Source organism: Pleionea sp. WD8-19 (assembly GCF_055326765.1).
Genome location: NZ_JBUZOU010000001.1, coordinates 561,254 through 573,913, shown reverse-complemented (window position 1 = coordinate 573,913; position 12,660 = coordinate 561,254). Strand labels below are relative to the sequence as shown.

Annotated in this window: 14 protein-coding genes; 7 read left to right on the top strand and 7 right to left on the bottom strand. The window is 43.7% G+C overall.

From position 1 onward, the window contains the following. Positions 1–2: 2 nt before the first annotated feature. From ACTUJY_RS02385 to ACTUJY_RS02370, 4 genes are all read left to right on the top strand, one after another. On the top strand, positions 3–338 hold the full coding sequence (locus ACTUJY_RS02385) for a hypothetical protein (protein ID WP_463614439.1): 336 nt from the start codon (positions 3–5) through the stop codon (positions 336–338). Between the two features lie 316 nt (positions 339–654). Beyond that, on the top strand, positions 655–1,632 hold the full coding sequence (gene pip / locus ACTUJY_RS02380; protein WP_463614438.1) for a prolyl aminopeptidase: 978 nt from the start codon (positions 655–657) through the stop codon (positions 1,630–1,632). Then, a complete protein-coding gene (gene dtd / locus ACTUJY_RS02375) occupies positions 1,604–2,053 on the top strand; it encodes a D-aminoacyl-tRNA deacylase (protein WP_463614437.1) in 450 nt (149 codons plus the stop codon). The genes pip and dtd overlap by 29 nt, the downstream gene beginning before the upstream one ends. 148 nt (positions 2,054–2,201) lie before the next feature. Next, positions 2,202–2,996 carry a DUF805 domain-containing protein gene (locus tag ACTUJY_RS02370; protein WP_463614436.1) on the top strand — a complete coding sequence of 265 codons (795 nt, stop codon included), beginning with the start codon at positions 2,202–2,204 and terminating at the stop codon, positions 2,994–2,996. Between the two features lie 126 nt (positions 2,997–3,122). On the opposite strand, the gene ACTUJY_RS02365 is transcribed toward ACTUJY_RS02370, so the two are convergent. From ACTUJY_RS02365 to ACTUJY_RS02350, 4 genes are read right to left on the bottom strand one after another with little or no spacing between them, the layout of a single operon-like run. Continuing rightward, positions 3,123–3,644 (bottom strand): SRPBCC family protein, encoded by a 522-nt coding sequence (locus tag ACTUJY_RS02365; RefSeq protein ID WP_463614435.1) that lies wholly within the window; start codon positions 3,642–3,644, stop codon positions 3,123–3,125. A gap of 14 nt (positions 3,645–3,658) precedes the next feature. Further along, complete coding sequence (locus tag ACTUJY_RS02360) at positions 3,659–5,539, bottom strand: MFS transporter (protein WP_463614434.1); 1,881 nt, start codon at positions 5,537–5,539, stop codon at positions 3,659–3,661. A gap of 14 nt (positions 5,540–5,553) precedes the next feature. Beyond that, on the bottom strand, positions 5,554–5,988 hold the full coding sequence (locus tag ACTUJY_RS02355; protein ID WP_463614433.1) for a GFA family protein: 435 nt from the start codon (positions 5,986–5,988) through the stop codon (positions 5,554–5,556). A gap of 3 nt (positions 5,989–5,991) precedes the next feature. Then, positions 5,992–6,813, bottom strand: coding sequence for a TatD family hydrolase (locus tag ACTUJY_RS02350; RefSeq protein ID WP_463614432.1), 822 nt, complete (start codon positions 6,811–6,813; stop codon positions 5,992–5,994). 2 nt (positions 6,814–6,815) lie between these two features. On the opposite strand from ACTUJY_RS02350, the gene ACTUJY_RS02345 reads away from it, so the two are divergent. Next, positions 6,816–6,956 carry a hypothetical protein gene (locus ACTUJY_RS02345; RefSeq protein ID WP_463614431.1) on the top strand — a complete coding sequence of 47 codons (141 nt, stop codon included), beginning with the start codon at positions 6,816–6,818 and terminating at the stop codon, positions 6,954–6,956. Between the two features lie 21 nt (positions 6,957–6,977). Here the strand turns inward: ACTUJY_RS02345 and ACTUJY_RS02340 are convergent, their stop codons facing one another. Continuing rightward, positions 6,978–7,964, bottom strand: a complete 987-nt coding sequence (locus ACTUJY_RS02340; RefSeq protein WP_463614430.1) for a zinc metalloprotease — start codon at positions 7,962–7,964, stop codon at positions 6,978–6,980. Positions 7,965–8,082: 118 nt separating this feature from the next. On the opposite strand from ACTUJY_RS02340, the gene rpe reads away from it, so the two are divergent. Next, a complete protein-coding gene (gene rpe, locus ACTUJY_RS02335; RefSeq protein WP_463614429.1) occupies positions 8,083–8,763 on the top strand; it encodes a ribulose-phosphate 3-epimerase in 681 nt (226 codons plus the stop codon). A gap of 20 nt (positions 8,764–8,783) precedes the next feature. Continuing rightward, positions 8,784–9,362 carry an anthranilate synthase component II gene (locus tag ACTUJY_RS02330; RefSeq protein WP_463614428.1) on the top strand — a complete coding sequence of 193 codons (579 nt, stop codon included), beginning with the start codon at positions 8,784–8,786 and terminating at the stop codon, positions 9,360–9,362. Between the two features lie 5 nt (positions 9,363–9,367). Here the strand turns inward: ACTUJY_RS02330 and ACTUJY_RS02325 are convergent, their stop codons facing one another. Both ACTUJY_RS02325 and ACTUJY_RS02320 read right to left on the bottom strand, forming a co-directional pair. Beyond that, positions 9,368–10,345: a sterol desaturase family protein gene (locus ACTUJY_RS02325; protein WP_463614427.1), complete on the bottom strand. Its 978-nt coding sequence runs from the start codon at positions 10,343–10,345 to the stop codon at positions 9,368–9,370. Positions 10,346–10,377: 32 nt separating this feature from the next. Next, positions 10,378–12,612, bottom strand: coding sequence for a TonB-dependent receptor family protein (locus tag ACTUJY_RS02320; RefSeq protein WP_463614426.1), 2,235 nt, complete (start codon positions 12,610–12,612; stop codon positions 10,378–10,380). Between the last annotated feature and the right edge of the window lie 48 nt (positions 12,613–12,660).

Sequence of the window (12,660 nt, the reverse complement as noted above, 5' to 3'; positions counted from 1 at the left end):
TTATGAAGTCAGTCGGGTTGAAAGTCACATTAAAACTTACAACCTTGATCTGCGTGTTGTGGTTGGCCGCCTGTGCCAACCAGTCAGCATTGGAGATCACGCGTATGTTGTTTGGCTACATCGAGCCCCCCAAAGCAGAGTCGGTAATGGACTCGCTGAAGAGAGAATATCAGCGCTGTATGGCCATCGACAGTGATCGCGATTGTGTACAACTTGCTTATGACAAAGTGCGTGTCACTCAAGGGCTTGACCCGAAGCCGATTCCTCAAGGGTACGTTGTTATCATTCAGGAAGAAATGGAAAAGCCTGTTGATGAAGAGTCGGGCGAACAACCTTAAACGCTTTTTTTGAATGGAAAGACTAAAAAAAACCGGCCAAGGTGGCCGGTAGTTGTGTCAATGTTTTGCAGGTAGGAGATTGACGTTAATCAGTTTAGTGCTTGCACCCGCTGACATCTGTAAGTGCATTCCCAATTCACTGTAAGACAATGCCCATTCGCACTGGGAGATTTTTTTCATTACCAGCGCGGAAAATCAGGCGCCTCATGCTACCATTTAACTGATCTTGGGGTAACATACTAAGTAGTGTATCGAGACGGGAACTTCCATTTAGAGTGATGTACTCTAAAACCTGTTCTGAAATCAATGGAGTTTTATGCAGGTACTATTTCCGGAAATCAAAGCCTATGCCAAACATTCGGTGGATGTGGGTGATGGACATCAGATCTATTTTGAAGAAAGCGGTTCTGAAAATGGAACGCCAGTGCTTTATGTGCATGGTGGACCAGGCACCGGTTCCGTCAGCTATCATCGGCGTTTTTTTGATCCGGAGAAGTATCGCATTATATTAATGGATCAGCGCGGTTGTGGGCGCTCGCGCGCTTCAGAGCCGCTTAAAGCCAACACCACTGAACACCTTATGCGAGATATGGAGACCATCCGCGAATCATTAAGTATTGATCGTTGGGTTATATTCGGTGGAGGCTGGGGGGCAACTCTAGCGTTGCTTTACGCACAAATGTTTCCTCAACAAATGTTGGGCTTGATTCTTCACAGCGTGTTTTTAGGGCGCCAACGGGATATCGAATGGATTTTTGAAAGCGGTGTTCCGCGACTTGTGCCTGACTACTGGGAAGAGTTTGTGCAGTCCTTGCACACTAATGACACCCAAAACATTCTAGAGACTTTTTCCCGTCGGTTGGAAGGCGACGACGACTTGGCTCGTATGGCCGCAGCGAAAAGTTGGGCTGTCTGGTACGCTCGTAGCAGTTTGCTGCATCATTCCAGTGCCTGGTTGCAGCGATTCAGTGATCCTCACGTCGCCAGTACAACCGCTCGAATTCAAGCGCATTACTTTCGACATCAGTGTTTTTTGAAGGAGAATCAACTACTGAATAATGCCGATAGCTTGAATAATATTCCAGGCATTATTGTCCATGGTCGATTCGATTTGTTGTGTCCATTGGACAGCGCCTGGCATTTACAAAAAGCGTGGCCGACATCGGAGCTTCATATCATTCGAGATGCATCACACGCCAACCTTGATCCTGGCATTACTGATGCGCTGGTTCGAGCCACCCGCGACATGCACCGGATAGTGACTCATGATTGCTCTGATTCAGCGAGTGACTGAAGCTTCCGTCGAAGTAAACAACCAATGTGTTGCACAAATTGACCGAGGGATCCTCGCGCTGATCGGTGTGGAACGCGGCGACTCTATCGATGAAGTGAATCGTTTGTCGAAACGATTGCTTGGCTACCGGATTTTTTCTGATGAACAAGGAAAGATGAATTTAAGCCTAACTCAAGTCGAAGGCAGTTTATTGTTAGTCCCTCAATTTACGTTACCGGCGGATACGCGAAAAGGCATGCGCCCAGGTTTTAGCAACGGTGCCGATCCCGCTGAAGGGAGACGGCTGTTTCAGGAGCTGAAAAAGGCATGTGAGCAACAATATGGCAAAGTGCACTGTGGTGTATTTGCTGCTGATATGAAAGTTCGCTTGTGCAATGATGGTCCAGTCACTTTTTGGCTGCGGATGCCCCCAAAAGACTAATCGATGCTTGAAAATGTATCTCCCGATAGGATATTCTCGGTAATATTTACCTGATTTTTAAAGGAATTACGCGTATATTGTCGAAGTTTTAATCAGTACAAGTTTCGACCAATTTAAGTTTTAATTGATAAGTTTTGAGGATTAATCAATGTCAGATGCAGTAACTTTCGACATTATGATAACCGGTGAAATAACCGCTGAGCGTACCCAAGTCATTGCCGCCTTGGCACAATTATTCAAAAAAAGTGAACATCAAATTGAAAAGCTATTCCACGCAGCTCCGGTTGCAATCAAAAAAGAAGTGGATGGCATTACCGCGAAAAAATACCAAATTGCCATTGAGCAACGTGGTGCGAAAGTTTCGTTAAATGAAAACAAGTTGAAACTGCATGAAACTTGGTCGCTAGAGCCAACGGAAGATGAACTTGAGCAAGTTGTCAAACAGTCTTCTAACGAAGGCAAAGTCAGTTTTGAAGCCGGTGATGTTCGTTCCGAATCTTTGATCGCTACCGCGATTGATCGTTCCGAGCCAACAGTAGATGAAGAGAATTTGTATGCTTCACCGGAAAGCGATGTATTCGAAGATGATTCGGACTTTATTAATCCTCTCAGTTTAATGCAGGTTTATTTTTCTTTTGAAGGGCGTATCAATCGCACAACCTATTGGTTGAAATATTTTTTACCTAACTTTCTCTTTATGATATTTCTAACTGGTTTAAGTGTCGTTACCCCAACGGTAAGTTTAGTCGTCCTACTTATAACTTTTATACCTTGGATTTGGGCATCGATTGCCGTACCTGTAAAGCGATTGCATGATATTGATATGTCTGGCTGGTGGGTATTGCTTAATTTAATTCCTTTTGGTTCGCTGATAATTTGGATATTAAACGGTTTTATTGCCGGTAACGAAGGCGCAAACCGGTTTGGTTATCCAGAAGCCTAACGAATCAATAAAGTTAGTCTGAGTATCAATTATAGCTTCTGCAAAGTGACCACGTTTTAATCGGGCCATTTTGTAGAAGCTCATGCCGCACATTTCAACCATAGTTCGTCCAGTACGCATAAAACATTAATGAGCATTTTGTTCTATCAAATGTGCTAGTTTTTCGTAATTTTCTTCAGTGTGACTTTTCATCAGCGACTGGAATAAAGGTAATAATGAGCGCCAAAATAATCCTTTTCCACTCACCTTATTGTTCGTCCGAATTAACGTTTTATTCCCTCTTGATTCAAAATAAACATCAATATCCATTAACATCATTTCGTTATCTAGCTCAAAAGAGAACTGTCGGTTGGGCTTAACGAGTGTGACAGTTTCTAGCATTTCCGTAGTTGCTCCATCGTGATCGAAAATTAATTTCCACTGGCTGCCTGCTGTTATGGTTGTACCTGTCACAGGTTCGAATCGAACAAAGTCAGTAAGCCACTCATCGGTAAGGTTTGGGTTCGAAAAAGCAGTAAAGCTGGCTTGACGATCGGCATTAATCAAGGTTTCTGTTTGATACTCGAACTCATCCACAAACAGACCGATACTAAAAAAAATGAGAACGAGTGCAGTAATAACTTGTACTATACGTAAAATAATCTTCATAAAGTAATCCAAAGTTAGGCAATTTGACCACGCAGTTCGGCGACTCTTTCTTGTAACTGCTGGGCTGACGTTGTTTCCGGTGCAATGGGCTGCCCCACGGAAAAACGAATTTTCGACCAGAATCGTTTCGGAATGTTGCCCATCGCCGGTCCATCTTTACGACTGAAAAAGCTGCCCCACAAGCCGCTGAGTGCCATGGGGATTACGGGTACTGGTGTGCGGGTAATAATTTTTTCGATGCCGGGGCGAAAGGTATTAATGTTACCATCGTATGTAATTTTTCCTTCTGGGAAAATACAAACGACTTCGCCTTGTTTTAAGTATTCGGCAACGGTATCGAAAGCTTTATCCATCATTTGTGGATCTTCTTTTGCGGAAGCAATTGGAATTGCTTTTGCTGTTCTGAAAATAAAACTGAGTATTGGCGTTTTAAAAATTCGGTGATCCATTACAAATCGAACTGGGCGAGGGCTGCAACCGGCAATAATGAGTGCGTCCATAAAACTGACATGGTTACACACCAATACACAGGCACCGTCTTCCGGAATATGGTTTAAACCTTTTAATTTGATTCGATACAAAGCGTTCACCAATACCCAAACCAGAAAGCGCATTATAAATTCCGGCACTAAAAGGAATATATATACGGAGATTAGAGCGTTGATGATTCCGGTGACCAGTATAATTTCCGGTATCGAAAAACCGAGACTGATTAACACAATTGCCATAATACCCGAGAGCACCATAAACAAGGCATTGAGAATATTAGTGCCAGCAATAACTCTCGACAGATGATGTCGTTCGCAGCGTTGTTGGATCATGGCTTGTAATGGCACCACAAAAAATCCGGCAAACACACCAATCAACGACGCATTAAGTAACACATACCAGCTGGCGCTCTTAGTGATAAATTCATAGGCTGTTAATATGGGTTCAGCATCCGTTGTATGATTGGCAAAATAGAGATTAATACTGAACAGCGTCATGCCTATCGCACCCAAAGGCACTAAACCCACTTCGATTTTTCGACCCGATAGCTTTTCACAAAGCAAAGAACCAATACCAATACCAATGGTGAACGCTGCTAATAATAGGAGCATGGTACCTTGTTGGCCACCTAACGTATTTTTGGTGTAATTTGGAATTTGAGAGAGCACGGTTGCGCCGAAAAACCAAAACCAGGAAATACCCAGAACCGATAAAAAGATAGTGCGATTACTTCGTATATAAGTGAAGTTTTTTACTGTTTCAGAAAAAATATTCCAGTTCACTTTCAGTTTCGGTGAAACCGCAGGAGTATGTGGGATCGATCTTGATGATAAGTACCCACCTACTGCGATAATAATCACAATGAAAGACACAACTGAAGTGCCATATTCGGGAATCGAAACCAATGAAATGCCGGCTATCATGCCAATTAAAATCGCCAGAAAAGTTCCTGATTCAACTAATCCATTACCACCAATCAATTCATTGTCTTTTAAATGTTGGGGTAAAATACTGAACTTTATTGGGCCAAATAAAGCGGATTGAAACCCCATTAAGAAAAGTACAATAAATAATAAGACCGTACTTTGCAGATAAAAACTGATGGCCGCAAAACACATGATGCAAACTTCGAGTAATTTGATTTTTCGGATTGCTCCGGATTTTTCGTATTTTTCGGCCAGTTGTCCACTTACCGCAGAAAATAGAAAAAAAGGTAAAATGAATAATACGGCGGCTAGATTGATCAACATGCCGCTTTCAGCGGCGTTGTCAGTGAACAATTGAAATGTAATCAGGCTAATAAAAGCATTTTTATAAACATTGTCATTGAACGCTCCCAAAGCTTGAGTGACAAAAAAAGGTAAAAATCGTCGTTGCTTCAGTAATTGAAATTGACTTCCTGCCATGATGATATCCGGAGTTAATCGTTTAAAGGGTTGGTGCCACTCGGGCCACCACGTTTAGGTAAGTGAGGATCGGTTGAGCACCAGGAAACATGACGATCATAAAAAGCGTGCGCCTGAACTGGATGATTGAGTTCGTCGTCTATTATGGCTCGCGCCACGTGCATTTCTTCGGCCCATCGCTCTGCCCAAAACAACATGGGTGTTCCACATTCGTTGCAGTGCGCTCGTTTACCACTTTCAGACGATTGATACCACTTCAATGACGCCTTCCCCGATAAAATGCTTAAGTCGCTTTTGGCAATGCCCACCCAGGTAACGAAAGCTGCGGCGTGTGATTTGCGACACATATTACAATGACAATGAGCCACCCATAACACTTTCGCCGGTAAGGAAAGTTGAATTTTCTGACACAAACAAGAAGCGATAAGCCGAGAGGTTTCGTTATTCATTATTTAATGCCTAGCTTCAATGGCGCTCAAATCCACTGGCCACTCGAAAAAAGTAGCACTGTTCAATGTGGTGATTGCCGCGATAATTTCTTCTTCGGTTTCTCGAACATTGGCTAATGCTTTTCCAACTTCCTGAATAAAAGCGGGTTCGTTTCGGTTTGATTTTCTTTTTTTGCTAAGAGTACGTGGCAACAAATAAGGAGCGTCTGTTTCGATCATTAATCGATCATTCGGAATCATAGGAACCGCATCCAACAACGATTGGTTTCGACGTTCGTCACACAGCCATCCGGTGATTCCAATATACATATCGAGTTCCAGATAATCTTGTAATTGAAATTCATCACCGGTGAAACAATGCAGAAGTATTTTGGTCAGCTTGTTACGATATTGGTGCAGAATGCTGATCATTTCATGGTGTGCTGCTCGTTCATGAAGATAAACCGGTAACTCATATTTCACGGCCAAATCGAGCTGTTGAGTAAATACTTCAATTTGTTGGGTGGGGTCGGAATAATTACGATCAAAATCGAGGCCACACTCACCCACTGCAACAGCAAAAGGCGAAGCGTACAATTCTTCTAACTGCTGCCACTTTTCATCGTTCATGGTTTTAGCATCGTGGGGGTGACAGCCAACGGTACAGCGTAAATGCATAGGATATTGCTCACAGAGCTTCACCGCTTGTTTAGAATGCTTTAGGTCAGTTCCGGTAACAATCATTCGTTTTACTCCAGCATCGAGAGCGCGCTCGATAACGGATTCGCGATCTTTTTCGAATCGACTGTTGGTCAAGTTGACGCAAATGTCCGTCCAGATATTCATAGGTGTTTATCCTATTGCTGGTGCATCAGCAGGCCAATGCCCTTGTTGCTGAGTGTTTATTAATGATGCCGAAAGTGGCGCTCGACGATACTCGGCAAATGTTGAGCTTCTTTTGTAGTGAAGTTAATCGATTGGGTCAATAACTCTACTCAACAAAAGTGCGTTTAGTCACAGTATAACGGTATTTGAATCAATTGGTTATGCCATTGTTTTAACCCAATGCGTAAATATTCTGACGAGCCGTATTCATTTTTCCAACGAAATTGGCCACTTCGACTGGTGGCTTGAAAATGAAAATAGGGCGATTCCAGCAAAAACCGACCAGAATATTGTAGAAATGATAAGTGTTCGGTAAACGGCTGCGGCTGTAGTGATTGGACCTGTCCACGCCAGCGAATATTAACGGGCTCATGACATTGATTGATAAATTCAACCACATACCCTTCAGTACGGTTTGTTTGAAACGGATAACTGGTTGCCATCGCAATTTTATCCAATGCTGAAAGTTGATAACTGACTGCGATATCTCGCGAGCGATGTTCCAGCCACTGAGCTTTCACCGGGTAATTCATAATGGAATATTCATCGAAAGGAAAGATACTGTCATTCTTTCGAGCGAATACCTTGTTTATATTGGTGCAATGTTCGGAAAGCGCCTTAGGTTGATAGAGTTCAGAAAGTGTTTGTTGACACTTTTTTACTTGGTATTTGGACCACTCTTCACCGTAAGGCCAGTCAGGATGGCGGTATTCGTGTTCGAATCCTAATGCATGGCCGAACTCATGGAGAACGATGCGGCGTTTGTATTCGATGGCCAAATCTTCTCGACCAATGCTGGCGAGTCGCATGGTTGGGCTGGTTGATTGCAAATCTTGATGAGCGCCTTGCGTTGAGCCATCGTAACCGTTAAAGCTGATTCGTATGTGGGTCCCTTCTGGTGGTTGATTCTGAAAAAAGCGAAAGTGGATATTGCCGTATTTACTCCACTGTGTTGCCGAAGAACGCACCAATTGTTGCCAGCTTGGCTGACCATCTAAAAACCACACATTGAGAGTAGAACCGTTGTTCCAGCGCTGTTCCGGTATCACTACGGCGGCTTCCAAAGAGTCATTTAGCAAAAAAAAGAGTAGGAGCGGGATCAATCGTGCCATGAGTGGTGTTTATTGAGGATTCTTGTTCAAGTAGAATATACCATCTTTTATCGAGCCATTCGGAAAAGACTGACTTTATCGGTTGGCCTGTCTATAATTTCTCAGCGCGAGTAGAACCATGCAACAATCTCCTGTTATCGCTCCTTCCATTTTATCCGCTGACTTTGCCCGACTCGGTGACGAAGTTAATAACGTGCTGGCGGCGGGTGCTGACTGGGTACACTTTGACGTGATGGATAATCATTACGTGCCGAATTTAACCATTGGCCCTATGGTGTGCAAAGCATTGCGTGATTACGGCATCACAGCGCCCATTGATGTGCATTTAATGGTGAAACCGGTTGATCGCATCATTCCCGACTTTGCTCAAGCGGGTGCGACTTACATTACCTTTCATCCAGAAGCGTCGGAGCATATTGATCGAACCATTCAATTGATCAAAAACGAAGGTTGTAAAGCAGGGATAGTGCTCAATCCGGCAACGTCGTTGCATTATCTCGACTTTGTGTTGGATAAACTGGATATGATATTGTTGATGTCAGTGAATCCGGGCTTTGGTGGTCAATCGTTTATTCCTTCCACGTTGGACAAGCTACGACAAGTTCGAGAGATCATCGATCAAAGTGGATATGACATTCGTCTCGAAATCGATGGCGGTGTTAAAGTGGATAACATCGGCGAAATTTATGCGGCAGGTGCAGACAGCTTTGTTGCTGGCTCGGCGATTTTCAATACCGAAGATTATTCAGCAACCATTGCTCAAATGCGTGCTAAAATCACCCAACAAAAAAACGTATAACGAGTGGGATCAGGAACATCATGATCCTGATGATCGATAATTACGATTCCTTTACCTTTAACTTGGTGCAATATTTTCAGCAGCTTGGCGCGGATATTCGAGTTGAGCGCAACGATGCAATCACTCTGGACGATATTGAACGCCTTCAACTGGAAAAAATAGTGATTTCGCCCGGTCCTTGCAGTCCGAGCGAAGCTGGCATTTCTCTGGCAGCGATTGAGCGATTTGCTGAGCGATTGCCAATATTAGGTGTTTGTTTAGGCCATCAGGCCATTGCGCAAAACTTTGGTGCGAAAATAGTGCGGGCCAAACAAGTGATGCACGGTAAAACTTCACCCATTTATCATCATAATCAGGGTGTATTTAAAGGCTTGGATAACCCTTTTACCGCCACGCGTTACCATTCGTTAGTGATTGATGCCGATACATTACCGGACTGCTTTGAAGTAACCGCCTGGACTCAACAGGCGAGTGGCGCGTTGGAATATATTATGGGAATACGCCACAAACATTTACCATTGGAAGGCGTACAGTTTCATCCAGAATCGATTTTGACCGAGTTTGGGCATCAGTTGTTGAGCAATTTTCTTAATCGATAGTTACATCAGTCTGCACGTTTCTTTCGGCTGAATAAGGATGCCAATCGTAACGCCGAAGCTTGTATCGGTTTCCAGTAAATACCCACCAAAGAATCGTGATCACGAAAGTTCCGACCCACACCAAATCGAATGCGACCGCAATTTTTTGCGATGATCAAAGTGCCTGCCATGCGATCCCAAATCGCTAATGCGGATCCCAAATTGCGATCAAAATGAATGGGATTATCACTGTGATGAATTTGATGTTGCGCCGGACTGATAAACCAACGTTCCACCTTTTCTCCCCAACTTAACCACACATGCGAGTGGCGCAAGTTCGAACCCAACACATTAAAAGCAAACACAAAAATATTTGCTCCTGCCACCTCAATGACGGATAAGGCCGTACCGAACAGGTAAAAAGCGATCCCTATAGCAAGCCCTTGTGCTAATGCCAATCGACAGGCGAACAGATAATTTTCGATTGGGTGAGACCGGTAAATGGTGATTGGTGTAAGCACTTTAGCAGAGTGATGTACTTTGTGTATTTCCCATAAAAATGGAATTTTATGAAGCATCCAGTGCAACAAAAAGCGTGACAAATCATCGAGTAAAAAAAGCAGAGCCGTAAAACAAAAAATAACGATTGGCTTTGAGTGAGTCACTGGAGTTATTGGGCCAAACAACCATTGCATTACGTCGGTTATTGAAAGGGCAATAGGCACAACGGTGAGTAATAGGGGGGCCCATAAAACACCCTTAATGATTTTATTGATCACCAAAAGCAGGTAATCCTGTCGTGCCGATGGTGCCAGCCAAATTTTTCGGGGAAACATAAATTTGAAAAATTCTGCGACAGATTTTGAGTTTGCGCGTGCTAAAAATACTGGAATCGCTAATAGCAAGGCACCTGCCAAATAAATCAGATAAATGCGCTGGCTGGCATCGAACAGATAGCGGCTAAGTTCATATAAACTGCCAGTAATGGGTTCCAGTATTTGCATGATTAGTTTTGCATCAAGAGCGAGCTTTCAATTTACCAGTAATATTTATAACCGGCAAAAAGTTGTCGCGGTTTATTCGGTCGTGCACCGTAAGGACGTCGACTGACGATTTTGGTTTCGTCTAACAGGTTATCAATTTTGAAATAGACGCTTCCATAATCGCCCAATTCATAGGCGGCCGAAAAGTCGAGGGTCCATAATGAATCGGTGGTGACGCCCGAAAGAGGAACATCAGTACCTGCTGCTTCGTGCATGGTGTCGGTATAATGTGCCAGCAAGTTAGCGCGCCAGTTTACGTTTTCTAAGCCGATTGTTAACGTTAATTGTTGTTTCGGCAGGTAAGGGACCGGATCTCCTGCGGCTAAGTTACCCCAAAGGTCAAATTCAGAACTAAAGGTTTCCTGAAACTCAGCACTGGTGTAGGTGTAAATGATTGAGAAAGGCAGATCGGTCGCGTTTGCGACTTCCAGCCGGTGACTCAAGCTGGCCTCTAAACCCCACACGTTAACCTCTCCAGCACTGTACTCTTGATCGATTTCGGAGTAGCAGTCTGATGAAGCAGATGCGGTACAGCTTTCTTTGAGGTTTTTAAAATCGCTAATAAATCCCACCAAATCGATTTGTGTATTTTGTTGATAATAGCGATAACCGACTTCTAGATTAATGCTTTCCTCTATTTCGATTTCTGGCGCTTGTTTAGGACTGGTAGGGATAAAACCACGGTGGAGGCCGAGAAAAATTCCAGAGCTAGGATCAAGCTCGTAAAACACGCTTGCGCTTGGCAGCCAAACACGCGTTTCTTTGTGCAACCAATTATCTTCTTCTCCGAGTTGATGGCTTTGATAAAAAGCGTCAATCCATTCTCCACGCAATCCTAAAGTGAATTCCCATTGATTCAGTTTCATAGTGTCCTGAAAGTAAAGTGACCAGGTTTCGGCACGTTCCAAATTAGCGGTAGTAATGTCGGTTGGATTGCCACTGGTAGTTAAACGACCGGACACCATATTAAACCTGTCTTCGGTATGGTGGCGTTGAATCTGATCTTCATGATAGCGAACGCCTACTTTTAAATTGTGATCGAAACCTAGCGTATGAGTTTGCCAACGAAGATCGGACTGTACGCCTTCCGAATAGAAAGAACGATCATTGATGCCAACGAGCAATTGAGAGGGGCGGTTATCGCTATCCTTTTCCCCGATCAAAACTTGATAATAGTCGGAGAATGCGAGGTTGTTTGGATCCTGCAATACATCTTGAAGACTTGGCGCGGAAATGTCGCCAAACCGGTTAAGCTTACGCCAGGCGCGGTCAAATTCGTTGTGGTATAAACGAGTCGTGAGATCAAAAGTATCGCCCGCCAGAAAATGATTGAGTTGGACTTGGCTGTGTTCCCATTCCATGCGATCGAGTTGGCTGGCAGCGTAACGCCGGTAAGGCGTTGCGGCAAAATCAGCGTCGGTCAGTCCTAAGTAAGACTCGTCAGATACTTCGTCAGCATAACTGAGTTTGAGTTCCAACAGTTGCGTGAAATGACGGGTGTCCAGGTTGTATTGAAACTTGGCAATAAAATCGTTTTTATCGAAACCGGTATCTGTGCCTGAGTCCAACTGTTTAAAGCCATCGCTTTGCACATTTAGTCCTTCTAACAGAACGCCTAAATTACCTGAGTGCAACATCGTATAAGCGTGTCCTTTGCGATAACCATCTCCACCAATGGCGATATCTAGCATGCCTTCATTAAAACCGGACAAAGGACGGGTTTGCAGATTAAGCGTTCCCGCAACGGTATTGGGGCCGTAAAGTATTGCTGCTGGACCTTTAAACACTTCGACCGAAGTTACGCGACTGACCATCGGGAAATAATAAGCCGCAGGTGCAGAGTAAGGAGCGGGACCAATTAATACACCGTCTTCCAGAATATTGATTTTTTTACTTCGCTCTGGAGTTACGCCGCGAAAGCCAATGTTTGGGCGCAATCCAAAACCATCTTCCTGTCGAATATTAACGCCCGGAACTTGCGACAATATGCGGTGGATATCGTCGTACTCAAATTTTTCCAATTGGGTTTCATCGATAATGGTTGCTGAGCCCGCATCGGTATTGACGCGATTTTTTTTGCCAATGATCAACATGCGTTCGCTGTAGTCGGCTTGCTTCTTTTTGGCTTTCTCTTTTTCAGAATTGTCTTGTTCACCCAAACTGTTTTGGGAAATGAAAAGAGTTAATGCCAGTGCTGTCAATGGGTAAGTGTTTCTTGATATTATCATTTCAGGTGTCTTTTTTTTGAAAGCGTATATTCCTAAAATTAAGGAACA

Excerpts from the sequence above, each read along its gene's own strand:
- ACTUJY_RS02385 (WP_463614439.1), top strand. The coding sequence starts at position 3 with ATGAAGTCAGTCGGGTTGAAAGTCACATTAAAACTTACAACCTTGATC.
- pip (WP_463614438.1), top strand. The coding sequence starts at position 655 with ATGCAGGTACTATTTCCGGAAATCAAAGCCTATGCCAAACATTCGGTG.
- dtd (WP_463614437.1), top strand. The coding sequence starts at position 1,604 with ATGATTGCTCTGATTCAGCGAGTGACTGAAGCTTCCGTCGAAGTAAAC.
- ACTUJY_RS02370 (WP_463614436.1), top strand. The coding sequence starts at position 2,202 with ATGTCAGATGCAGTAACTTTCGACATTATGATAACCGGTGAAATAACC.
- ACTUJY_RS02365 (WP_463614435.1), bottom strand. The coding sequence starts at position 3,644 with ATGAAGATTATTTTACGTATAGTACAAGTTATTACTGCACTCGTTCTC.
- ACTUJY_RS02360 (WP_463614434.1), bottom strand. The coding sequence starts at position 5,539 with ATGGCAGGAAGTCAATTTCAATTACTGAAGCAACGACGATTTTTACCT.
- ACTUJY_RS02355 (WP_463614433.1), bottom strand. The coding sequence starts at position 5,988 with ATGAATAACGAAACCTCTCGGCTTATCGCTTCTTGTTTGTGTCAGAAA.
- ACTUJY_RS02350 (WP_463614432.1), bottom strand. The coding sequence starts at position 6,813 with ATGAATATCTGGACGGACATTTGCGTCAACTTGACCAACAGTCGATTC.
- ACTUJY_RS02340 (WP_463614430.1), bottom strand. The coding sequence starts at position 7,964 with ATGGCACGATTGATCCCGCTCCTACTCTTTTTTTTGCTAAATGACTCT.
- rpe (WP_463614429.1), top strand. The coding sequence starts at position 8,083 with ATGCAACAATCTCCTGTTATCGCTCCTTCCATTTTATCCGCTGACTTT.
- ACTUJY_RS02330 (WP_463614428.1), top strand. The coding sequence starts at position 8,784 with ATGATCCTGATGATCGATAATTACGATTCCTTTACCTTTAACTTGGTG.
- ACTUJY_RS02325 (WP_463614427.1), bottom strand. The coding sequence starts at position 10,345 with ATGCAAATACTGGAACCCATTACTGGCAGTTTATATGAACTTAGCCGC.
- ACTUJY_RS02320 (WP_463614426.1), bottom strand. The coding sequence starts at position 12,612 with ATGATAATATCAAGAAACACTTACCCATTGACAGCACTGGCATTAACT.